The sequence below is a fragment of the Allomuricauda sp. M10 genome, assembly GCF_020782875.1.
Lineage (GTDB): Bacteria > Bacteroidota > Bacteroidia > Flavobacteriales > Flavobacteriaceae > Flagellimonas.
Map to the genome: position 1 here is coordinate 138,787 of NZ_JAJGBN010000005.1, position 22,318 is coordinate 161,104.

Below are 22,318 nucleotides of genomic sequence, written 5' to 3' on the forward strand. Positions count from 1 at the left end.
GAAGTCTATGAAAACGCCTTTTAAAAATATAGTGCAGGTATTGCAGTTGAACCGCTGGGTGGTCCTTTCCGTGGTCATCGTCTCGGGGTTGGTATGTTCGGTCTCCATTATGGTGGTAGCCAAAATACACCAGAATGGTTTGGACCATGCCTTTGTGGTCAATGGGGAAGGGGAGGTCATCCCGTTGCAATGGGTAGATCAACGTCAACACTTGGAAGTCGAGGCAATGGCCCATTTGGAACGGTTCCATAGATGGTTTTATGGGTTGGATGCCGGAAGTTTTGAAACCCATATGGAAAAGGCCCTTTGGCTCGGAAACAACTCCGTGGCCGAGGTATATCAACAAAAGAAAGCAGATGGTTTCTATAATCGGTTGTTGCAATATTCCCTCGTTCAAAAAGTGGAGCATATCGAGTCGAAGATCAAGATGGAAGGAGCGAACATGACCTTTCAAACTCGCATTGTATTACAAATCCACAGAGGTGCCGTAACCGATACCTACGAACTGGTCACTTCGGGCCATTTGTTGCAGGTCGAACGGAACTTTCCGCACAATCCGCATGGATTGTTGATCACTGATTTTTTTGAAAACTCACTTCGTAAACTGGAAGCCTATGAAAGCCCAAAAGAATAAAATTGTATTTGTCCTGGTCATGGTATGTGTGGTGCTGTTCATTACCATCTATGGCATCATGACCTTTGGAAAGGACAAGGAACCGGAATTGGATCCCGAGCGGATCCCCATTCCCGATCTGGAAGAGAACCAGGTCGAGTACGATAGTAAACTAAGGGCCTTGGAAGCCCTTAAAGAGGAACGTGAGATTACCGCTCCTCCCATATATCCGGAACACATGATCGATGACAAGGGCTATTTCAATCCGGACTATATGGAGTATGAAAAGCAACGTGTCATCGATAGTGTGTATGCCTCCAATTCCTTTTCAATAAATAGGGAGGAACCACCAGGGCCGATGGAGGTCATCGAGAGAACACCGAGTCATGACGATATATTGGAAGCTGTGGGACCTGAACCGATTTCGGCCCCGACCGCTGCGGACCTGTCCTTGTCCCATCAACTTTTTTATGCATCAAGTCCCCTTGATCCTGCCTTGGACCATTTTGAGATCATGGCCTATGTGGATGGCGATCAAACCCTAAGGGATGGACAACGTCTGGACCTGCGGTTGTCCGAATCTGTTGATCTCGATGGGATAAAGGTTCCGAGGGGAACCCGGCTCTATGGGTTTGTAAAGATCAGGCCCAACCGTGTCATGGTGGAGCTTACAATTTCTGGAGAACTTCCATTGAATCTGAAGGCCCATGATGCCCAGGACGGAAGGGAGGGTATCTATGTGAGGAACCGACTCAAGGGCGAAGTGTTGGACCGGACCTTGGATGAAGGCCTGGATGAAATCAATGTACCCGGCCTGCCCCGGCTCAATGGGATCAAACGCATCTTTCAACGTGACCATCGGGCCGTTAAGGTGAAGATTACAGACCATTATCAATTCTTATTAAAATCGTGAACATGAAAATCAGGAGTTTATTTATTAGTCTTATTGCCTTTGGTTTTGGCCCATTCGTATGGGGCCAACAAGCCTTGGATACCCTTTACGCCAATGACCAGATGAATGTCGCCCTTTTTTTTCCCAGCCCTATAAAGCAGGCCATAACCGGCAATGAAAATGCGGTCTTCTCCTATGATAGGGAAGAAGCACAATATTTTGGACTGTTGCAGGCCATCAAAGGGACAACGACCAATCTATGGGTGATGACCATGGACGGATATGCCTATGAGTTTAAAGTGGTCTATAAAGATTGGTTAACGCGAACGCATCTATTTCTCAATGAACAACACAGTTTGGGAAGGGTACGTCCTATAACGACCCGGAAATTGGATACCGTGGTCAAAGATGGTACACGCTTGGCCCTAATGGAACAACTGCTCCAAGAACAAAATGGGGCAAATATGGGAACGGTTAGACGGGGTGGTATCCGGCTGCGACTTGAAAAAAAGGTATATCAGGGCGATGAAATGTTCTTGGTTTTCCAGCTGCGAAACAAATCGGGAATCGATTATGACCTTGAAACCTTGGATATCCTTCGGATCAATGGCAGTCCAAAAAGTAAGACATCGTATCAAGAGACCCCCTGGGAGCCCCTGTTTAGGTTCCAACAACCGGAAACCCTCAAAAGCGGTTCCACCTATCGGTTTGTCCACGTATATCCTAAATATGTGACCGGTGCCCATGAAGCATTAAAAATAGTACTCCTTGAAAGGCAGGGGAGTAGGCGTCTGGAGCTTTTGGTCAAATAAGGATTTGATACGGACACTTGGAGTATCACCGAGATTGCTTTTGCCCTTGGTTTTTCAAAGCCCAACCACTTCAGTCGTTTTTTTAAAAGGAGGGAAGGTCGATCGCCAGTGCAATTTCGTGGGGAATGAACAAATAAAACAGAACCAAAATTTATTTTTTGTTCAAAAAGCACTTATTCCAAATACTGCTTCAAAATTTCAATTTTAGAAGAGCTCCTTAACCGGTTCAAAGCCTTTATTTTTATTTGTCTTACCCTTTCTGTTGTGAGGTCTAAATGAAAGGCAATTTCTTCCAATCCCATGGAATCTTCTGCCCCAATCCCAAAGGACATTTTAATAATATAGGCTTCCCGATAGGATAAAATCTCCAAAACGTCATCGATTTCCAGTTGCAACGATTGATTTATCAGCTTTTGTTCCGGACTGTCAAACTCATTGGAATGCATTGTATCATGTAAACTTAATCCACCATCTCCGATCTTTAGGGGTTCATCCATGGAAAGGGGCCAATAAGATTGTTTTAAACAAATTTGAATCTCTGATATTGAGAAATCGATCAGTTCTGATATTTCCTCTGCCGTTGGCAACCTTTGATTCATTTGTTCGAAATGGGAAGAGACGTTGTTTATCTTGTTGATCACATTTATCTTGTTCAAGGGCAATCTCACCATCCTTGATTTTTCAGTAATTGCCTGTATGATCCCTTGCCGTATCCACCATACGGCATATGAAATGAACTTGAAACCACGCGTCTCATCAAATTTGGACGCTGCCCTGACCAAACCAACATTCCCTTCATTAATAAGATCATGTAAATTGAGCCCCCTTGATTGGTATTGTTTCGCTACGGAAACTACAAATCGCAAATTGGCCGACACCAATCTTTGCAGGGCCATGTTGTCACCCTGTCTTATGCGAACGGCCAGATCAACCTCTTCCTCTTCGGTTATCAGCGGAATACGGCTTATATCACCAAGGTATTTGTTCAAGGAAAGGGTATCCCTTGTTGTAATTTGCTTTGAAATTGAAAGAGGTCTCATAGAGGTTTTGTTTTTCGTTAGACAATCGTCCTTACATAAATCAGGTTCCCATTGCCCTTTGGATTTTTCCTGGATCCTATTTCAATTTGACCTATGGATTTGACCAAAGGTGTCAACTTTTTAAAACCGTAGTTCCTGGCATCAAAATTGGGTTGTTTCTTTTGCAACAATGTGCCAACCTCGCCTAGGAAAGCCCAACCTTCCTCATCCTCCACATCGGCAATGGTGGAAAGAATAAGATCGATAACCTTTGGGGTAATCTTATCAATTTTGCTTTTCTCATTTTTCTCTGGGGCGTTGGATTCCCCTATCTGAGTCTTATGAAGTATTTCTAGATATATGAACTTGTCACATGAAACGATAAAGGGATCTGGGGTCTTTCGTTCCCCAATACCAAACACTGTCATCCCTGCCTCTCTTAGCCGTATGGCCAGCCGCGTAAAATCACTGTCACTGGAAACTAGGGAAAAACCATTCACCTTACCGGAATACAGTATATCCATTGCATCAATGATCATGGCACTGTCCGTTGCATTCTTACCGGTGGTATACCCATATTGTTGCACAGGGGTAATGGCATTTTTTAGAAGGACATCCTTCCATTTCCCCAAACTTGGCTTTGTCCAATCACCATAAATTCTCTTAATGCTTGGATTTCCATATTTGGCAATCTCTTCCAACATTTCCTTCACATATTTGGAAGGAATATTATCACCGTCTATTAGGACGGCCAGGTTTAAATCCTTGTCCATAAAATCACTCCTCATTCTTTTTTAAATATTCCTTCCTATGGATTGCCTTTTTCAGACTCTCCCTCTTTTCCTCGGATTTTTTGGTAAACTGCTGGTTGTCCCTGATACGTTTCAACTGTTGGGTGTTCCTTACTTTGTTCCTATACCGTTTCAAAGCCCTGTCTATCTTCTCGCCTGGAACTATCTTAATTATCAGCATATTGTTCTTGTTATTACTAATTATTTAAAAAATGCCATTAAGGCCAATATTTAAACATTGGCCTCTTTTCAGAGAAATGGCGGATTCCCTGGCATATACAACTTTGGACTTTGACCTATCTAGGCTGGCCTTTAAAATGTGAATATTGGTTCAAGCAAAAAATAAGTAAGAAGTTACCCTTTGTGTCTTGTAAATAGGAAAAGGAGAGGGTTGTCTTTTTATTTAAGGATTGGAGCAATCATCGTCCATAATCCGTGATGCGGCGTAAAGGAAAGGATTTAAATTGGAACTAAACCCGTTTGTTCTGTTTATTTTAGAATTAGGAACGACCCCTCATTCATAGTTCAAAATCAATTTCCTAATTTCCATGCGAATTTAAATGGGATTTAAACCTTGAGAAAAGTTTCGATTCTTAAAATACTTATTTTCAACAATTAACACATAATTGGGGAATACCCATCAAATAAATGGTAAGTTTGTGAGGTTAAAATCCGGAAAGCCCTAGTCAATTTAGTCTTCGCAGATCTTCAATTCATTTTCAGCTCTCTTCTTTTTAATTTATTACGTAGTAAAATATTTTAAGCCAAACGTTAAGGATGGTGAAGCCCGCGTGGATTTGGACGATTTTGTGATGGTCCCCATATTTGGATAATTCTTCTACATGCCCAAGCCAATTACGCTTATCCAATCCCATTACAATACATGCGCGACCAAGACCGAACCGCAATTAACTGCACCAATAGGCCAAGATTTTCGAAAAACTCAGATTCTGATTTTTCAGAAACCCTAAGAAACCGGGTCAGCACCTATTTTAAAACGAACAATATCAGTAGGCATGCCAACAAAAGCATGGTTTTGAAGACCATGATCATGCTCACTGTTTATTTTGTCCCCTTGATTTTCATAAACATAGGGATGGTTACCGCTCCCTTGTTACTTTTTGGTCTTTATATCGTAAGTGGAATAGGAATGGCGGGAATAGGAATGGGCATTATGCACGATGCCATCCATGGATCTTACTCCAAAAATCAAAAAGTGAACACATATCTTGGGTACACCATGAACCTCATAGGTGGTAATGCCGCTGTTTGGAAAATCCAACACAATGTACTCCATCATACCTATACCAACATTGAGGGGGCCGATGATGACATCAATGCTCCTTTTTTCCTTCGGTTCTCCCCACATGCCAAAAAAAATGGACTGCATAGATTCCAATACTTGTATGTATGGTTTTTTTATGGCCTATCCACGGTCTCTTGGATAACCACCAAAGATTTCATAAGACTCGATCGGTACCGGAAAATGGGATTTTTCAAAAAAAAGAACGGTTACAGAAATGCGCTCATGAAGATTGTTGGATGGAAGTTGATATACTTTTCGTATGCCTTGATCATACCCTTGTTGGTCGTGCCTCTGTCCCCATGGATCATTGTTCTGGCTTTCCTTAGCATGCATTTTGTTACGGGCCTATTGATCAGCATCGTATTTCAAGTGGCGCACATCATGCCAAATACGGAATTTCCACTGCCCAATGAAGATGGGGTAATCTCAAGTGACTGGGCAGATCACCAATTGGCCACAACAACAAATTTTTCTCCTAAGAGCAGGATATTTTCATGGCTGATTGGCGGGTTGAACTATCAGGTGGAGCATCATCTATTGCCTAATGTCTGCCATATACATTATAGAAAAATATCTGGTATCGTAGCGGATACTGCCAATGAATATGGGATTCCTTATAATACAAAAAGAACATTTATCGCCGCCATTATCGACCATGTTGGAGTTTTACGAAAGTTAGGGAAGGTTCAACCTGTTCATACCTGATAGAGGGGTAATAATAAAACAACAAATTAAAACAAACATTGAATAGAATATTAATATTAAATATAAAGTAATGAGAGAAGGAATAGTAAAGTTTTTTAATGAAGCGAAGGGCTTTGGTTTTATTCAGCCCAATGACTCCAATGATGATGTATTTGTACACCAAACCGGTCTTATAGACAAGATCCGTGAAAACGATAAGGTTAAATTTACCGTGGAAAGAGGCCAAAAGGGCATGAACGCCGTAAATGTCGAATTATTGAACGATTAGATTCTATATTCCACAAACAATAAAAACCATCTTTAAGAGATGGTTTTTTTATGGGAACTTTTTCCAATTCATCGTAAACCCTTTACCAAAAAAGAACAGGCCTCGGTAACCTTGGAATTCTGATTTGTCATATACTGATCAAGCTAAAAAAAATGACAGAACAGTTACGCAAACTGAAATGAGAAGAGTAGTTGAATTGAAAGTGCCATATAACAAATTATGGGCCAATTTTCCTCCAAGTTTCATGGAATGATCATAGTAATTGTATTGGTGTTTTTCAATCATAAGATATCTATAAAACCCTCTAATACCTCCCATTATGAAGTGAATCAATATAAACTTAGTGATTATTGTCTCCATGTTTAAATCCGATGATGATCATTATCTGTTCCTAATAACATCTCCCACACCAATAAAGGGAATGGCGCCTGCACCTGTTACTTGGGGCAAGATCCCATTCCATTTTTCTATGGCCTTAAGGTTTGCTTCTATCTTCCTGAGTTCAATTAGGTCGGGTGAAATATTCATTTTTTGTAACCGAAGTACCTCTGCTTCGGCAGTTGCTGCAGCAATGGTCTGCTCCGCTTCGACTTTTATCCTATCCAGGTCCCTTTTTGCCTTCAATGCATTTTGTTCAGCGGTTTGTTTTGTCTCAATCGCATCGGTAAAACGTCAGGGAAAAACTAAATTAGATGATAGAAAAGGCATCAACGGATATGCTCGAAACAAGCAATCTAGAAGTATGGGCTTCTTACAATTCCGAGCTTACTGCCGGTCTTTTGGTAATCAATACTTTCATTACCTCTTGAATGGCAGGGTCGATAATACGCTCCTTAAATTCCACACCAATGGTTTGATAGACCAAATTAGCTTTATCGGGTATAATGAGATAATTGAGTGTAACAGATAAATCCACATCCTGAAGATCTGAGGATGAAGAAGCGGCATCTGTCATGATTTTTTGGATTTTCACATCCATGGGAATAACGGTTTGTACTACTGGAATTTTGAAGTGAATCCCTTCATTCAATACCTTATCCTTTACCGCCCCGAAATTTTGGACAACACCTCTTTCACCTGCCCCAAACTGCACCCATGGTTTAAATACAATTAGGAATGCCGCCAATACGGTAATTATGAACAAATTTCTCCATTGACTCTTTTTCAGTGCATTTTTTATTTCCCTTATAGGGTCATTATCCATAGTTATTGTGCTTAATTGCTAAGATGGGATTTCACATCCCCAAACTGTTACACCGAACCAAACCAATCTTGCATAAATCACAGATTGTCCAAGGTGGCAAAAAACATCTGTCCATCGTCTGATTCCTTGAAAGCTTATCTTAATTACATTATCGGGCCATAAATGGCATATTCCTTTTCTTTTCCAATGGCCCACATGACATCACCATAATCAAAATGCCAATATTCTTTAAGATCACATACAAAATCTTCATCTTCAAACAATCCGATCAACAGGGCCCTATTCTTCTTCGCTTCAGGGCCAATGCCCGGGTGGTAGGGGTAACATTGCTTTGAGAGCTTGATTTCCAGACCAGTATTCGTTCCAAAGTCCATGACGCAATCTTGAACGGCATCATAGATCAATGCATCTATTGCGCCGCCTGTGGTATGCATTGACTCTCTGGGCGGAGCAATAAAATGGCTGACCATCTCTTCGATCTCTTTCAAAGACTTTTCAGGATGCGTCCTTTGCATTCTTCCAAAGGATATAAATTTGGTTTCCCAAAGTAGCTGTTGATGTTCAAAGGACCTCCATGCAGAACGGATGATCAAGGTTTTATTTTGCGCATGTAATCGTTGACTTATACGGGCTATTTTTTCGATCATATCCTCCCGGACGAGATATTGATAATCATCCATGAACGAAGGTTCAAAAATCAAATCAAGACCTGTCTCTTTTAAGCTTTTAAGGGCGGTGTGGTTTTCCCGGATCGGAATGGTCAGTGCCAAGATCTTGTTTCGGGCATCTTTGGCTTCCACAGCTTCACAATACTTCTTGGCATTCTTGATAGTTGACATGGTTTTTTGTTATATGTGTGGAGTTCAGCCCTCTCAAGAGGGCATTGTAGTCAAGGTCGAATGTCACGGTATCCCCCACCTTTAAATTTGCCTTATTGTTATCTACCACAATATGATCGCTACTTGCCCCTAAAATGGTCACATCTTGTTTTGGTACAATTCCTGAAACCAAAACATCCTGTTGGCCAATACCTAAAATGGCCCTGTACATCAAGCCCAAATCTTTGAAACGGGGGATTTCACCGTTCATGTTTTGATAGGCTTTACCATAAGGCATGGAAGGTTTTTGTTTTGCCTCTATTACCTCGGTCACAAGGGTAAATATATCGGTGAAAAGCCCAGGGATGTGTTCCCTGCAAAGTGCTTCCCTACCCAGAAAAATAGATTCTCCCAAACGCAAACTGTTAATTCTGCCCAGTTTTTTTGACGATTTGAACCAATGATAATTTGCGGAGTTCCCCCCTGATACAATGTTCAAGCAAATATTGAACTTGTTTTCTAAATGTACAGCTATGGAGGATAGCTCGGTCATCTTATCAAGGTCGGGGGCTATTCCATTGAAACACGCAAGGTTTGTACCGATCCCAATCAAGACAATTCCTTTCAAGCCAACCACTTCCCCTACCATATTCTCCATTTCCGAAGGCATGATTCCCTCACGGAGATCTCCAAGTTCCACCATTAGGATCACTTTATGGATACTATGATTTTTCAAGGCATGCTTTGAAAGTTCCTTGAGTACTATGAGTTCCGAATTCAAGCTGATATGGGCATGGGTGACCACTTTCTCCACTTGGCTGAGTGCGGGTGACCTGAGCAACATGTACTGTGCCCTTATGCCGGCTTTACGCATTCTCAATATGTTTTCCAATCTAGAGTCCGCAAGGATCTTGATGCCATTGTCCACCAAGATCCCAGCGATGGTCGGATCTCCACCAATGACCTTGGTTACACCTATTATCTTGATGCCCTTGGAACCATATAGTGTTGTCAATTTTTGGACGTTATATGCAATTTTCGCAGAATCGATATCTATTCTCGGAAGGTTCAAACGGACACCGATTCCCTTGCAAGCTCCGGAAATGTCATGAGCAATGCTTTTACCAATTTATCGCACCCATACTTCAAAACATCTGTGACGGGCAGATTAAATTCGGATTCATATCGCTTAATGAATTGGCTTATTTCGGCATTGTCCATCTTTTCATGGTTGATGGTAATGGCCATAACCCTGGCTTTGGAGAACATCTCTATCATTTCGATCTCACCTACCAGCCCCAACATTGGAATTTTCGGATAATCACAATAGCTTTTTCGCTTGGGGGGGTGTTGTAAAATAATGGCATCGGGCATTGCACCTCGCAGGATGGCGCTTGAAGAGGTAAATGCGGGATGGCTCAACGCCCCTTGACCTTCCACTACAATGATATCGGGTTCCTCTTTCTCACAGGCATTCAGAATGGCATGCTCAACTTCTCCCGTGGCAAACCCAGAGGTCAGTACGTCCACTGCCACCCCATATTCGGAACCTTGGAGGAGACCCGTTTGACCGGTGGTGACAAAAACGGCATTCAAGCCTTCATTCCGAAGCGCCTCCACCAAAAACAAGGCGGTGGTTCTTTTGCCGACCGCACAATCAGTTCCCATGACCGTTACGATCGGAACCTTTATGTATTGGATACGTCCTGTAAAATTGTGGAGGTTTTCACGTGCGGGCGGCTTTCGCACATCTTGGATGTCCACTCCATATTCATGGGCCATTTGGGCAAATTGCGGGTCATCGTTGAAAAATTCGGGAAGACCGTTAACAATGTTCATCCTATTTTTGATAGCCATAAAAATAATCTCTCTTTGTTCATTGCTTAAAAACGAAGCGAGTGGTGCGATACCATATATAAAGTATTTTGGGATCCTGCCCAATTCTTCCAATGCACTCTCAATGCTCTTAAAAATTGGAATTGTGTTTTTAACGCCATCAAGATACTCCCCTGCATCTTGTCCGGCTTTGGTACTGTCCACTACCCCAACCATGGTATACTTTTCCGATTGCCTAACGAGTCCATTGGCCACTTTACCGTCTATATTCCCAAATTCACTTTCACAATAAACCAATGCGCTTTCTTTCATAATGTCATTTGTTCAACTTTAATAGTAGATAGAGTACCTATATACGGTCTAAGCTCGCTATCGAAATAAACCAGTTCATTTGCGGTAGTGTTGTTCTGGATGGCACAGTAATAGACCTTTCGGACATACAATCGCACAACAAGAATGACACTGGGCCTTACCTTTGCGTAAACAAGGTCTCCTTTTTTATATCTTTTTTCCATGTAATCCTTTTTCATTGTATATGCTTTTGTGTGGATGGAATAAACGGGTCATTCATTTTTTATAGTGGTACATAGCATCTTAAACTTATGATTTGCTTCAAAGGAGCAGGGCTTAAATGCTGGTATGATAATGGAATCCCCTCTCCGCATGAAAGTAGAATTACCGTTTATGACAACCTCGGCCTTTCCTTCAATGATATGGATGAATCGAACAAAAGGGGATTCATTATGGGACAACACCTTGCCAAAATCAAATGCGAATGCTTGTATGATACAGCTGTTCTGGACACTTATGTTTTTTACCACGATGGCATTGGAATTGAACTCCAGTATATCGGCTAGGTTAAATGTCTTGGATTCCTCAAACTCACCCTTTTCCATAATTAAATAATTTAATATTGGTCCCTTCCTGCTATTCTGACCTATTTTTGGCGTTGCGCTTGGCCTTTTTGGCCGCTTTTTTTTCTTTAGGGGTCTTTGAGGGCGGAGTTTTTCCTGACTTTGGCTTTCCTTCTTTTTCTTTTGACATGGATTATATTTTTAATTGATATGGAATATATATTTTATTGTACGGCAAGGAGAAAAAGCATTGCCAAGTAGACGATGAAAAGGATAAGACATTTTCGCATCAGGGTATTGATTTAAAAGTGCTGGGCGCTATCCTGTGCTTGGGATTTCATAAAGCCAAGACCATGGAGGCCATCGCCCGTTGGGGAGTTTGGCGCTGAGGTTGAAAAGGGCAGTGTTTTTTAGTTCCTGCCCTTTTCTGTGCCTCTGACAAAAATTCAGAAGCATTTACCGACCAATTAAACAAGTACTGTTGTTAAAATGAAAGTTTTCCCTTTTTCCGTGAATGCTTTCATCTTCCTTGGCATTAAATAAACCAGGGCAAATCCTTGTCCATTTTTTGTCCTTCCTTGATCAGCCCGTTTCTTCCATTATAAAACATGGGTCTAAAGAAACGCCTGATCCTTTCAAGGGCCACATGTGCAAAATTTTTCTTTTTCATAGTGTATGATCGTTGCTGTTTAATTTTTTGATTAAAATGAACAATACAAAGATGGTGTATACCGTTAGGGAGTACACAACACAAATCTTTATAAATCTTACATATATCCTAGGTGGTGGGATCTGGATGACATTTCCCAAAACAAAATGACCTCAGGCATAACCTGATCCCATAGGGTTCGAACCCGTGGCCTTTCCCTTCTCGAAAACCCGTAGTTCTACCTGGAGAAATTTGTAGTGCCACTCAAATCCGATTTTTGGACACCCCTTTGTATTCATGGCTTAAAAAAGTGGTGTTTCCAATAAATTATCGTATATTCCATAGAACTCCATTTGGAAAGAAAGGGTCAGGTCAAAAATCTCATTTATCAGTGGATTTTCTGTTTCTTCATTTTAAATGGCCCTACTGTTCTTATCAGCAGAAGGTTCGTTGAAATTCGCTCCTGATGTTTGCATGATTCCCAAAAAGGGTCATATAAAGCATCCAGTAACGAACACATTGCTTCGCTTGCCTTAGAACTACAAACACAAAAACAATGTTGCTATATATAAAATACATGGTAAGCCTGCGCTGTAAAATGGCAGTAAAGGAGGAACTCAAAAAACTCGGCATCCATTATGTCAATGTAGACCTTGGAACCATAGAGATCTTGGAAGATATCACCGATCTTCAAAGAGAGCAGTTACGTGAAAGCCTTATGAAATCTGGCCTCGAACTTCTTGACGACAATAGGAAGATCATCATTGAAAAGATCAAGTCGGTGATCATCGAAATGATCCATTATTCTGATGAACTGCCCAAAGTGAACTACTCTGACTACATCAGCGAAAAATTGGGATATGACTATACCTATTTGGCAAACACGTTTTCGGAAGTAAAGGGGATTACCATTCAGCAATTCATAATCATGAACAAAATAGAAAGGATAAAGGAACTTTTGCTGTATAATGAGTTGAACCTGACCGAAATATCCTATTTGCTGCATTACAGTAGTGTCTCACATTTATCTAACCAGTTTAAAAAAATCACGGGGCTGACCCCTTCCTTTTATAAGAAATTGAAAAAGAAACGCCTTAAGAACCTGGAGGACATCTGATCCTTTTTGGAAATAGGAACATTATCCGGACAGTATTCGCGGTATACCACCGAAGCTACTTCGCCTCCTAAAAATCCCTTGATAAATGTGGGAAAGCTGTAACTATTCCCGTTTCCCGTGTAATACATTATCCTTAGAAAGGACGCACCTTTATTCAGGTGGCAGGAAGGAAAAAAAACGCTTAACCCTCCTCCCAAAAAACTTTGGATATGGAAAATATAGAGGTCGAAAAATCAAAAGTCTTCATCATTGTCGAGATCATTGAATACGTTCCCAATGCGGTGGTCATCAAGACCATCATAAAAAAAACCACTGGAAATGTTACCGCGGTCTCCTTTGATTCAGGTGAAATCCTAACGGAAAAAATATCGCCTTTTGATACGTTCATCCAGATCATAGAGGGCCGGGCCGAAATCTTGATCGAAGACCATTCGCAGACCTTGGAGACCGGACAGGCCATTATCATCCCTGCCCACTCCAAAAATGCCATAAAGGCCAACGAACGGTTCAAAATGATCTCCACTATCATTAAAAGTGGTTATGAGTAGCCCATCTTGAAAAAAGCCATCAACGAACAACATTAAACTAGTCAGACATGTATACGTATCCCATGATTATCCTTCCCGTATTGACCATCCTATTGATAGGGATTAAAATCGTTCGCCCCACCCAAAGGGGCCTGATAGAAAGACTGGGGAAATACTCAGGTTTTGCCGGTCCCGGTTTCCACTGGATCATCCCAATCGTTGACCGTATGTTCATTGTCAACGTTACGGAGCAAATGGTGGACGCGGAGCCCCAAGAGATCATCACCAATGACAACCTGAATGCCAGCGTGGATGCCCAGGTATATTTTAGGGTAAAGGATAACGAAGAAAGTGTTAAGGGATCTATCTACAATGTAAACGATTATAGGTATCAAATCGTAAACCTTGCCCGTACAACGCTCAGGAACATCATTGGTACCTTGACCTTAAAATCCGCCAATAGTGAGCGGGGAAAGATCAATGCGGACCTATATAAAACACTCCACACGGAGACCATGGGTTGGGGCATTGAGATCGTGAGAACGGAGCTAAAAGAAATTGACCCACCCAAGGATGTACAGGAAACCATGAACAAAGTGGTAAAGGCGGAGAATGAAAAAATCGCAGCCGTGGATTCGGCCACAGCTGCGGAAACTGTGGCAGATGGTATAAAAAGGGCCAAAATAAAAGAAGCCGAAGGATATAAACGGGCCAAGATATTACACGCAGAGGGGGAGGCCGAAGCAATAAAGCTCGTGAACGAGGCGGCCGACAAGTTTTTTATCGGCAACGCTCAGATCCTTAGAAAGCTGCAAGCTGTGGAAACTTCCTTACAGATGAACACCAAAATAGTGGTTCCCACGGGCAGTGAACTGGTAAACATTATCGGTGAAATGGCCGGAGCGGTACTTCCGATCACCCAAAAATCCAAAATGAAATAAACCCGATAGTTCAATGAAAACACTCAAAACCATGGATAAAAAGAACATCTTGGTGATCGTTGCACATCCCGACGACGAGACCTTGTGGTGCGGTGGCACCCTACTGATGTATCCAGGGCATCATTGGTTCATTGTCTGTCTATGCAGAAAAAATGACCGTGATCGCGGCCCAAAATTTAAAAAAGCCCTTGCCATTTATAAAGCTGAGGGCTGTATGGGCGATCTGGACGATGGTGAGGAGCAAAGACCCTTGAACAAAAATATCGTAAAGAAGGCCATCTTGGACCTACTTCCCGAACGGAAATTCGATCTTGTCCTAACGCACAGTCCTACAGGTGAATATACACGGCATTTGCGTCATGAAGAAATAGGAAGGGCCGTAATCGAATTGTGGAACGAACAAAAAATTTCCACGGATCAGTTATGGAACTTTGCCTTTGAAGACGGATACAGAAAATACTATCCCCAGGCGATAAGGGATGCAAATATCCATCAAGCGCTTCCAAAAACCATTTGGAAAGAAAAGTACCGGATAATCACTGAGGTGTATGGATTTGAGAAAACTGGATTTGAAGCAAAGACAACACCCAAGGAAGAGGCCTTCTGGAAATTTGAAAACCGGATAGATGCCCAAAAATGGCTGGAGCACGAGGGAATTCAACAGCAACCCACTTAAGATTCAGGAAATGAAAGTTCTGGTCCTTTACGATTATCCACCTTCCCCTGGTGGTCTTGCCACGCAGGGCGACCTACTTTATCGTGGGCTTCTTGAACTTGGTGTGGACGCACATGCGGTCCATTTTGAGTCAGCACAGGAAAAAGAATGGTATTACAGATGGTTCGAGCCCGATGTGGTGGTGGGCATTGGTTATTGGGGCCATACCCCACACTTGGTGCTGCACCCCCAGCGCTATGGGATCATGCCCATACCTTGGTTGGTTGCCGATGGCTACATTGCCAACTACCAAGAAGTCCTGAACGACCTGCCCCTGATCCTGGTAACTTCAAACTGGGTCAAGGAAATGTATGTAAGGGATGGCATCAAGGCCTCAACTATCGAGGTGTTGCCCGTTGGTTGTGATACCACATCTTTTGTCCCTTATGACAAAAATGACCCTAAAATTGTGGCGGTACGCGAATCATTGGGCATTCCCCCGGACCAATTAATGATCTTGACCGTTGGTGGTGATGCCGCTTCAAAAGGCGCGCAAGAAGTCATGCAGGCCCTGGCGATCATTGACGCCAAGGCCCCTGATTGGAAATATGTCTGTAAAGTATGGCCACAACCGAGGACCAAGGCCCAGAACCTTCTAGATCTGGAAATGGCCACCCATTTGGGCATTGAAAAGAATGTCACCTACGCCACCAATACCGTTTCCCGAAATTTCATGCCGTATCTCATTGGCGCATGTGATATTTATGCGGCCCCCTCACGTCTTGAAGGGTTCGGTATGCCCCAGGTGGAGGCGGGAGCTTGCGGAAAACCTGTCATAGGCATTAGGGCCATGGGAATGTTGGACACACTTTTACATGAAAAAACGGCATTTCTCGCCGAGGTGGCACAAAAAATCGTTGTTAAGGAAGTGCTTTTGGGAAAAGAATCTGGCTTTGAAAACAAACACAAAATCGTGTTCGATATTCCCAGAACGGTCGATTACCGGGCCAATGTGCAGGAAATTGCCAAGTATATGCTCCTGCTCATGGGCAATGAACAACTACGGATAGCCATGGGCCGTGCGGCAAGGGAACATGTGGTGGAACATTTTGATTACAGGGTCGTGGCCAAAAAATTCATCCAAATAATACAGGATAAATTAGGTATTGTGTAAATGACCTCGAAAAACAAACAATTCATAAAATCCGCGGAAAGGGCCGCACTGGAAGTGCTCCTGCACAATTCAAAGGGGCCGTTCCTTGATCTGCCGCGAACAGCCGGTTGGGGATATCCCGAACCCTATACCCGTGACCTTTTGGTTTCCGTCCTGGGGATTGCTGTAACGAACAATGCCGACCTTTTGCAAACTGTACGGCATGTTTTGCTCATGTTGGCCCAAAACCAATCCAAGCGGGGCCATATTCCCTCTCTGGTCCATGATAGAGAAGATCGGGGTGCCAGCGATACCACCCCCTTGTTTCTAATTGCAGTCGATATTTTCAGAAAAGTGGCCCAGGAACCTCTTTTTTTGGAAGCTGCCATCCGAAAGGCCCTTTTATGGATGGAGTATCAAAGTCCGTCTGACCGGTGCATCGTGGCACAATTGCCCACCAGTGATTGGCGGGACGAGCAATGGGTGTTGGGCCATGGATTGTTTGTGAACACATTGGCGTACACCTATTTAAAACTGTACGGAAACACCAAGAGGGCCGAACAATTACGGCTCGAAATGGAGCGACCAATCTTTTATCCGGATGAAATGAGCAACAAAGAACCTGAAGGACTGACCATTGACGGTCAACCCTATTACGCCCTATGGTCCTATAAAGTCTATAGTAGCGAGCGCTTCGATCTATTGGGCAACAGTATGGCCATCTTATCGGGTATGGCCTCACCATCAAGGGCAAAGGCCATAATCAAATGGATTGAAACATCATGTTCTTCGATGAGAAAAACAAAGGAACTGTCCATTGACCTCTCCCCTAATTTTTTCCCTTTTATCCACCCGGGCGATTCGGATTGGGTCCCTAGATACGCTGATTTCAACCAACCTGGAAATTACCACAATGGCGGTATATGGCCCTTTATAACCGGGTTTTACATTGCGGCCCTTGTGGCCAACAAAAACTATGGTCTGGCGGAAAAAAAACTCTTGGCGTTGACCCGGCTTATCAAAAAAGCCAGGAACAAGGAACTTGAATTCGGTTTCAATGAATGGTACAAGGCCCAGGACGGAAAACCCATGGGGCAGGACTGGCAGACCTGGAGCGCATCAAACTACTTATATGCGGCCCGATGTGTGGCAGAAAAAAGGACGCCTTTTTTTGACGTCCCAGGCTAATGGTCATAAAAAGAAGGCACCTTATAAATGGGGTCCGACCGCGATTAAGGACAAAACAGTACATTTATTGTTCCCTTGATAAACCATACATCTTGTTTCCTTATACGGCCTTTATCACTTTTCAAATACCTTCCATATCATTTGATCGACCAAAGCATTACCGTAATTTCCTTCCAATTTGCTTTTTATATCCCAGACGTTCTGTATGTCCCGTGCCCTATGATCTTCCACATCCATTTATGCAATGCCATTGCATGATCATGGGACGATCTTAACATTATTGGTTATGCCCCTTACACCGGACAGAAAACGTACAGCACTTTCCGCGGCCTCTTTTTGGTGGTTCCAGGGGAGCTCACCCTCCAATGTGACCCAACCATCCTCAACGTTTACGGTCAACCTATCATGGGGCACACACGGATTGGACATCAATATTTTCAAGACTTTTCCGCCCATTTGCCCATTGGCGTTTTTGAAGGCATCCCTGAACTCCACTTGGATGTTCTTTACCAATGTCTTGACACCAATAACCGTACTGGCCGCATTTTCTGCCTCCAATTTTTTTGCGCAGCTATCCACGGTGCCAAAAAGGGAAACAACGCCATGGTCGGCAGTAACCCCGATCTGATCGGCATGCAACAGGGGCTGCCGTTTAATGGCATTTTGAACATCCATCCGCAATGTTGCATTACTTTTCATGATCAACCGATTATTTCGTGTAGGAATCACTTTCCACAACCTGATAAAGGTCGAACATTGCATCGGTAGTGCCATTATACACCAACGGAAAGCAATTACATAAATCACACATCGATTTTCTTGTGGAATCCCGTGTTCCGTATTAAGGTCAAAAATGGAACCCAAAAAAAGGAACTACCCAACCCCCCCATTTTTCAATCGTGGCACAAATCTGTGATTTATGCAACTATACTCCTTTTTTATTCAACTTTTTTTTATTGATTTTCAATATCTTATCCTTGTTTTCCGATGTGGTTTCGGAAAACCGGATTTCACCAAACCCAAAGAAAATGTCAAAAGGAAACAAGACCCCTGCAAAATCAAACAAACCAAAACTCGCACTGAACCTAAAGAAAATAAGCGCACACAGGGATACCAAAACAAGCATCGTAAATAGAAACTATAAAGGGCGTATCCTATAGAAGGGTTGCCCCCTTGTTCCAACAAAACCCCATCCAAGATGAAGCTAGCCTATATCGGCACCTATCCACCACGTGAATGTGGTATTGGCACGTTTACCCAAAACCTCGCCCACTCCATGTTGAAAAACGGCAAGGGGGTCAAAGAAATTATGGTTTTCGCCATGAACGACCATAACCAGGACTATCACTATCCGTCCGAAGTAAAATTGAGCATCAACCAAGAACAACAGACCGATTATCTGGAAGCCGTCAACTACATTAATCTCAGTGGGGCGGATGCGTGCATACTTGAACATGAATTTGGCATATATGGAGGTCTGGGCGGAGTCTATATCCTGCCCCTCCTACACCGCCTGAACATCCCGTTGATCACAACCTTGCATACCATTCTGGAAACACCATCCTATAATGAAAGGGCCATCTTAAAGGAAATTTGCAAAATGTCCGATAAAATTGTGGTGATGAGCCGTAAGGCCATCCACTTTCTTGTAGAGCTATATGCTGTGCCCGAAGAAAAAATAGTTCTTATAGAACATGGTGTCCCGGACATCCATTTTGATAAGGAGGAGTCGAGAACGGAATTTAAACTGAATGAAAAGAAGTTGCTCCTGACCTTTGGCTTCATCGGTCGCAATAAGGGCATTGAAACCGTGATCAAGGCCTTGCCACAAATCATTGAAAAGCATCCTGAAGTGTTGTACATCGTCTTGGGAAAAACGCATCCCAATGTGTTGCGACATTCGGGGGAAGAATATCGAAATTATCTCCAGGTCCTTATAAAATCACTGAAACTCAATGAGCATGTATTGTTGCTCAATGAGTTTATAGATGAAAATGAGCTCTTTAAATATCTTTCTGCCTGTGATATTTACATCACTCCCTACCTTAGTGAGGCACAGATCACCAGTGGCACACTTTCCTATGCCATGGGTGCGGGTTGTGCCGTAGTCTCTACCCCCTATTGGCATGCCGCGGAATTGCTTGTGGAAAACAAAGGGCGCCTTTTTGATTTTTACGACTCTGATGGCCTGTCCGAAGTTTTAAACGAATTACTGGAAAATCCAGAAAACCTGCACGAGATCCAAGAAAATGCAACGGAATATGGGCAAGACATCACCTGGCCCAAAATCGGACAAAAATATACCGATCTTATAACACAGGTACTATCGAGACCCAAGGAGCCCTTGCCAAAGAAAGAAAACGTCATAGATCCTTTGCTATTGCCCCCATTTTCCCTGGTCCATATCAAAAGATTGACCGATGACACCGGTATTATCCAACATGCAAAATTCGGGATTCCGAACTTAAAGGAAGGCTATTGTCTGGATGATAATGCCCGGGCGCTTTTAATGGTCTGTATGACCTATAAACAGAAAAAAGATCCACTTGCCCTGGAATTCATGCCCGTATATTTGAGCTATATCCATTACATGCAGAACAAGGACGGCACCTTTCGGAATTTTCTGAGCTTCAACCGTAATTTTTTGGATGAAAAAGGTTCTGAGGATTCCTTTGGCCGAACCATTTGGGCCCTGGGATATCTTTTGGCAAATGCGCCTAACGATGCCTATTATCAAACGGGCAAATTGGTCTTTTTCGATGCCGTTCCCAATTTTGACAACATCAAATCCATAAGGGGGATCGCCAATACCATGATCGGGATCAGTCATTATCTCAGGACGAATGCTTCCGATGATGCCATGAAAGGGACCTTGCACAAGTTGGCCAATATACTGGTTTCCCATTATGATCAAAACCATACAGAAGATTGGAAGTGGTTTGAATCGCTTCTGGCGTATGATAATGGCATTTTACCTTTGGCACTCCTACATGCGGCCGAGGTTCTGGAGGACGGGGATATTTCCAAAGTTGCCTTTGACACCATGGATTTTCTTACCGAACATACGATGAAAGATGATTATTTGTCCATCATCGGGAACAAGGATTGGTATGTAAGGGAGAAGGAACGTTCCATGTTCGCACAACAGCCCATCGATGCCGAGGCCATGGTGCTGATGTACCATCAGGCTTATGTATTGACAGGTGACCGGGATTTTCTAAAAAAATTGTTCACCTCGTTCATGTGGTTTTTGGGCGAAAACGATATGCGTATGAGTCTGTATGATTTTGAGACCAAAGGGTGTTGTGATGGTTTTGAAAATTATGGGGTGAACCGAAATCAGGGGGCCGAGAGTTCGTTGGCCTATCTTATCTCCCATCTAACCGTACTACAGGCCTATGAAGAGTCTTTTCAATTAGAGGAAATCAAGACCTCAAAAGCCAAAAAATCGACTATAAATGAATTGCAAGACTGATGGGGACAGTAGCAAAATCTTGACGTTATTTTTTTAACGCCTCAAACAGTGCCTCCATTTCGACAACGGCATAGGTGGCGGAGTAATCCGATATGGCATAGGGGAGTATCAAACTATCATTATGGATGATAGATCCGCAGGAATAGACCACATTGGGCACATAACCTTCCCGTTCTTCCTCCAAGGGCATTAACAGCGGTTCTTCCAAACGGCCCATCTCTTTCGACGGGTCCTCAAGATCAAACAAAGAAACGGAGATACAATACCTTCTCATGGGGCCCACACCATGGGTGATGACCAACCATCCGTGTTCGGTCCACAGAGGGGACCCACAATTTCCTATTTGTGTAAATTCCCATGGAAACCTTGGTTTTTGAAGGAGGATAGGGTCGTTCCATAACGTTGCCCTATCTGAATACATGAGATAGTTGTTCACACCATCGATCCTGGAAAGCATCGCGTATTTCCCCTTAATTTTTTTGGGAAAAAGTGCCAGGTTCTTGCCTACGGCACCATTTCCATGCAAAGGCATGATCCTGAATGTATAGAAATCATCCGTAGAAAGCAGTTTTGGCAATATGGCATGGCCGTTATAGGCGGTATAGGTGGCATATACCTTTTCGGTGCCATCATTTTCAACAAAGCGGACAAAACGGGCATCTTCGATCCCCTTACTTTCCGAATCCGAAATAGGGAATATAACGCGTTCGCTCAAATCGGAATCATGCTCAAACGCGATGTCGTAATAGGAATCCACCAACCAGGTAATTTCTTCAAGTGCCAACCTTTTTTCAAGACTAATGGCCGTGTCGTCCATTACTTTCCTTACAGCGTTCTTTAGCACGTAATACTCGAATCTATCCGGCAGGTCCTCCATGATACTTTTTGAATACTTTATAGGGATGCGCATTTCCCGCATCTTTTTCACAAATCGTCCTTTATCGTAAAGCTTCTTATGGGAGATCTCCGCCATATCGATCGAATTGCCGACACCCATCAAATGCAGATCGTTGTTTTTATCGATTATCCCCCTTCTGAAAACTATGGAAGAAATATGTCCTTCCCCTGTTGCCCGAAACGAAAGGATCACGCGCATTTCACCCTCTTCCAAATAGGACTGGTCAAAATCTTGGATGATGGAGGGATTAAAAAAAGCGGCGGACTCTATGGAATACTCCATGGTAAGGTAAGAACCGATGAGCAATTTTCGCTCCATGGAAATAGCATCAAAATCCATGTTCATTTGCCCAATGATATTCCTGATGCCATCACAATGTTTATGGAAAAGCTTGGTGATGTTACGGTGCCTACTTGCAAATTCCCTTAGGGTCTGTTCCAAGGATTCCCGCACTTGACTTTCGCTCATCCCAAAGATCAGGGACAGCAAATCCTTGGTCCGTTGTTCCCCGTTCATAAAGGAACGGGCCACCACCCTACTGGCATCTGGCAGAAATTTTACGTGCTTACGTGTTACGGAAACCCTCATAAGTATTGG

General features: G+C 43.0%; 27 protein-coding genes. 14 read left to right on the forward strand and 13 right to left on the reverse strand.

Features of this window, described 5'->3' with window-relative positions; all coding sequences use genetic code 11:
* The first annotated feature begins 7 nt into the window (after window positions 1–7).
* The 4 genes from LKX84_RS13625 to LKX84_RS18035 are packed head-to-tail and all read left to right on the forward strand — an operon-like array spanning window position 8 to window position 2,446.
* Complete coding sequence (locus LKX84_RS13625; protein ID WP_228237717.1) at window positions 8–634, forward strand: conjugal transfer protein TraK; 627 nt, start codon at window positions 8–10, stop codon at window positions 632–634.
* Complete coding sequence (traM, locus tag LKX84_RS13630; RefSeq protein ID WP_228237718.1) at window positions 615–1,526, forward strand: conjugative transposon protein TraM; 912 nt, start codon at window positions 615–617, stop codon at window positions 1,524–1,526. Before LKX84_RS13625 ends, traM begins: the two co-directional genes overlap by 20 nt.
* Before the next feature lie 2 nt (window positions 1,527–1,528).
* Window positions 1,529–2,317, forward strand: a complete 789-nt coding sequence (locus LKX84_RS13635) for a DUF4138 domain-containing protein (RefSeq protein ID WP_228237719.1) — start codon at window positions 1,529–1,531, stop codon at window positions 2,315–2,317.
* A gap of 24 nt (window positions 2,318–2,341) precedes the next feature.
* Entirely contained in the window at window positions 2,342–2,446 is a 105-nt protein-coding gene (locus tag LKX84_RS18035; protein ID WP_410548882.1) for a helix-turn-helix domain-containing protein, read from the forward strand.
* A 44-nt stretch (window positions 2,447–2,490) separates the two neighbouring features.
* Here the strand turns inward: LKX84_RS18035 and LKX84_RS13640 are convergent, their stop codons facing one another.
* From LKX84_RS13640 to LKX84_RS13650, 3 genes are read right to left on the reverse strand one after another with little or no spacing between them, the layout of a single operon-like run.
* A complete protein-coding gene (locus LKX84_RS13640; protein ID WP_228237720.1) occupies window positions 2,491–3,357 on the reverse strand; it encodes an RNA polymerase sigma factor RpoD/SigA in 867 nt (288 codons plus the stop codon).
* Window positions 3,358–3,374: 17 nt separating this feature from the next.
* On the reverse strand, window positions 3,375–4,109 hold the full coding sequence (locus tag LKX84_RS13645; protein WP_127137629.1) for an NYN domain-containing protein: 735 nt from the start codon (window positions 4,107–4,109) through the stop codon (window positions 3,375–3,377).
* Between the two features lie 4 nt (window positions 4,110–4,113).
* Complete coding sequence (locus LKX84_RS13650; RefSeq protein WP_228237721.1) at window positions 4,114–4,308, reverse strand: 30S ribosomal protein S21; 195 nt, start codon at window positions 4,306–4,308, stop codon at window positions 4,114–4,116.
* Window positions 4,309–5,010: 702 nt separating this feature from the next.
* Here LKX84_RS13650 and LKX84_RS13655 point away from each other — a divergent pair.
* Both LKX84_RS13655 and LKX84_RS13660 read left to right on the forward strand, forming a co-directional pair.
* On the forward strand, window positions 5,011–6,138 hold the full coding sequence (locus LKX84_RS13655) for a fatty acid desaturase family protein (RefSeq protein ID WP_228237722.1): 1,128 nt from the start codon (window positions 5,011–5,013) through the stop codon (window positions 6,136–6,138).
* 70 nt (window positions 6,139–6,208) lie between these two features.
* A complete protein-coding gene (locus LKX84_RS13660) occupies window positions 6,209–6,406 on the forward strand; it encodes a cold-shock protein (protein WP_228237723.1) in 198 nt (65 codons plus the stop codon).
* A 381-nt stretch (window positions 6,407–6,787) separates the two neighbouring features.
* Here the strand turns inward: LKX84_RS13660 and LKX84_RS13665 are convergent, their stop codons facing one another.
* From LKX84_RS13665 to LKX84_RS13695, 7 genes are all read right to left on the reverse strand, one after another.
* On the reverse strand, window positions 6,788–7,030 hold the full coding sequence (locus tag LKX84_RS13665; protein ID WP_228237724.1) for a hypothetical protein: 243 nt from the start codon (window positions 7,028–7,030) through the stop codon (window positions 6,788–6,790).
* 127 nt (window positions 7,031–7,157) lie between these two features.
* Window positions 7,158–7,610 (reverse strand): SPFH domain-containing protein, encoded by a 453-nt coding sequence (locus tag LKX84_RS13670; RefSeq protein WP_228237725.1) that lies wholly within the window; start codon window positions 7,608–7,610, stop codon window positions 7,158–7,160.
* 143 nt (window positions 7,611–7,753) lie between these two features.
* Complete coding sequence (locus tag LKX84_RS13675) at window positions 7,754–8,449, reverse strand: M15 family metallopeptidase (protein ID WP_228237726.1); 696 nt, start codon at window positions 8,447–8,449, stop codon at window positions 7,754–7,756.
* Window positions 8,415–9,500: an alanine/ornithine racemase family PLP-dependent enzyme gene (locus LKX84_RS13680; RefSeq protein ID WP_228237727.1), complete on the reverse strand. Its 1,086-nt coding sequence runs from the start codon at window positions 9,498–9,500 to the stop codon at window positions 8,415–8,417. The genes LKX84_RS13675 and LKX84_RS13680 overlap by 35 nt, the downstream gene beginning before the upstream one ends.
* The gene (locus LKX84_RS13685) at window positions 9,497–10,576 is read right to left on the reverse strand and encodes a DUF1611 domain-containing protein (protein WP_228237728.1); all 1,080 of its coding nucleotides are present in this window, start codon (window positions 10,574–10,576) and stop codon (window positions 9,497–9,499) included. Before LKX84_RS13685 ends, LKX84_RS13680 begins: the two co-directional genes overlap by 4 nt.
* Window positions 10,573–10,794, reverse strand: a complete 222-nt coding sequence (locus tag LKX84_RS13690) for a hypothetical protein (protein WP_228237729.1) — start codon at window positions 10,792–10,794, stop codon at window positions 10,573–10,575. Before LKX84_RS13690 ends, LKX84_RS13685 begins: the two co-directional genes overlap by 4 nt.
* A gap of 33 nt (window positions 10,795–10,827) precedes the next feature.
* Entirely contained in the window at window positions 10,828–11,160 is a 333-nt protein-coding gene (locus tag LKX84_RS13695) for a cupin domain-containing protein (protein WP_228237730.1), read from the reverse strand.
* Between the two features lie 185 nt (window positions 11,161–11,345).
* On the opposite strand from LKX84_RS13695, the gene LKX84_RS13700 reads away from it, so the two are divergent.
* Window positions 11,346–11,507, forward strand: a complete 162-nt coding sequence (locus LKX84_RS13700; protein WP_228237731.1) for a hypothetical protein — start codon at window positions 11,346–11,348, stop codon at window positions 11,505–11,507.
* Between the two features lie 146 nt (window positions 11,508–11,653).
* Here the strand turns inward: LKX84_RS13700 and LKX84_RS17950 are convergent, their stop codons facing one another.
* Window positions 11,654–11,788 carry a hypothetical protein gene (locus LKX84_RS17950; protein WP_262909146.1) on the reverse strand — a complete coding sequence of 45 codons (135 nt, stop codon included), beginning with the start codon at window positions 11,786–11,788 and terminating at the stop codon, window positions 11,654–11,656.
* 535 nt (window positions 11,789–12,323) lie between these two features.
* Between LKX84_RS17950 and LKX84_RS13705 the strand changes: the two genes are divergently transcribed.
* From LKX84_RS13705 to LKX84_RS13730, 6 genes are all read left to right on the forward strand, one after another.
* Window positions 12,324–12,884 (forward strand): helix-turn-helix domain-containing protein, encoded by a 561-nt coding sequence (locus LKX84_RS13705; protein ID WP_228237732.1) that lies wholly within the window; start codon window positions 12,324–12,326, stop codon window positions 12,882–12,884.
* Between the two features lie 209 nt (window positions 12,885–13,093).
* Window positions 13,094–13,432 carry a cupin domain-containing protein gene (locus LKX84_RS13710; RefSeq protein WP_228237733.1) on the forward strand — a complete coding sequence of 113 codons (339 nt, stop codon included), beginning with the start codon at window positions 13,094–13,096 and terminating at the stop codon, window positions 13,430–13,432.
* 47 nt (window positions 13,433–13,479) lie between these two features.
* Complete coding sequence (locus tag LKX84_RS13715; protein WP_228237734.1) at window positions 13,480–14,352, forward strand: SPFH domain-containing protein; 873 nt, start codon at window positions 13,480–13,482, stop codon at window positions 14,350–14,352.
* 13 nt (window positions 14,353–14,365) lie between these two features.
* On the forward strand, window positions 14,366–15,028 hold the full coding sequence (locus LKX84_RS13720) for a PIG-L family deacetylase (RefSeq protein ID WP_228237735.1): 663 nt from the start codon (window positions 14,366–14,368) through the stop codon (window positions 15,026–15,028).
* A complete protein-coding gene (locus tag LKX84_RS13725) occupies window positions 14,979–16,181 on the forward strand; it encodes a glycosyltransferase family 4 protein (RefSeq protein ID WP_228237736.1) in 1,203 nt (400 codons plus the stop codon). The genes LKX84_RS13720 and LKX84_RS13725 overlap by 50 nt, the downstream gene beginning before the upstream one ends.
* Window positions 16,182–17,348 (forward strand): glycoside hydrolase 100 family protein, encoded by a 1,167-nt coding sequence (locus LKX84_RS13730; protein WP_228237737.1) that lies wholly within the window; start codon window positions 16,182–16,184, stop codon window positions 17,346–17,348.
* Between the two features lie 258 nt (window positions 17,349–17,606).
* Here LKX84_RS13730 and LKX84_RS13735 read toward each other — a convergent pair whose 3' ends face one another.
* On the reverse strand, window positions 17,607–18,047 hold the full coding sequence (locus tag LKX84_RS13735; protein ID WP_228237738.1) for a BON domain-containing protein: 441 nt from the start codon (window positions 18,045–18,047) through the stop codon (window positions 17,607–17,609).
* 499 nt (window positions 18,048–18,546) lie between these two features.
* On the opposite strand from LKX84_RS13735, the gene LKX84_RS13740 reads away from it, so the two are divergent.
* Window positions 18,547–20,823 carry a glycosyltransferase family 4 protein gene (locus tag LKX84_RS13740; RefSeq protein WP_228237739.1) on the forward strand — a complete coding sequence of 759 codons (2,277 nt, stop codon included), beginning with the start codon at window positions 18,547–18,549 and terminating at the stop codon, window positions 20,821–20,823.
* Between the two features lie 25 nt (window positions 20,824–20,848).
* Here the strand turns inward: LKX84_RS13740 and LKX84_RS13745 are convergent, their stop codons facing one another.
* Window positions 20,849–22,309 (reverse strand): glycoside hydrolase family 130 protein, encoded by a 1,461-nt coding sequence (locus LKX84_RS13745; RefSeq protein WP_228237740.1) that lies wholly within the window; start codon window positions 22,307–22,309, stop codon window positions 20,849–20,851.
* Window positions 22,310–22,318 lie beyond the last annotated feature (9 nt).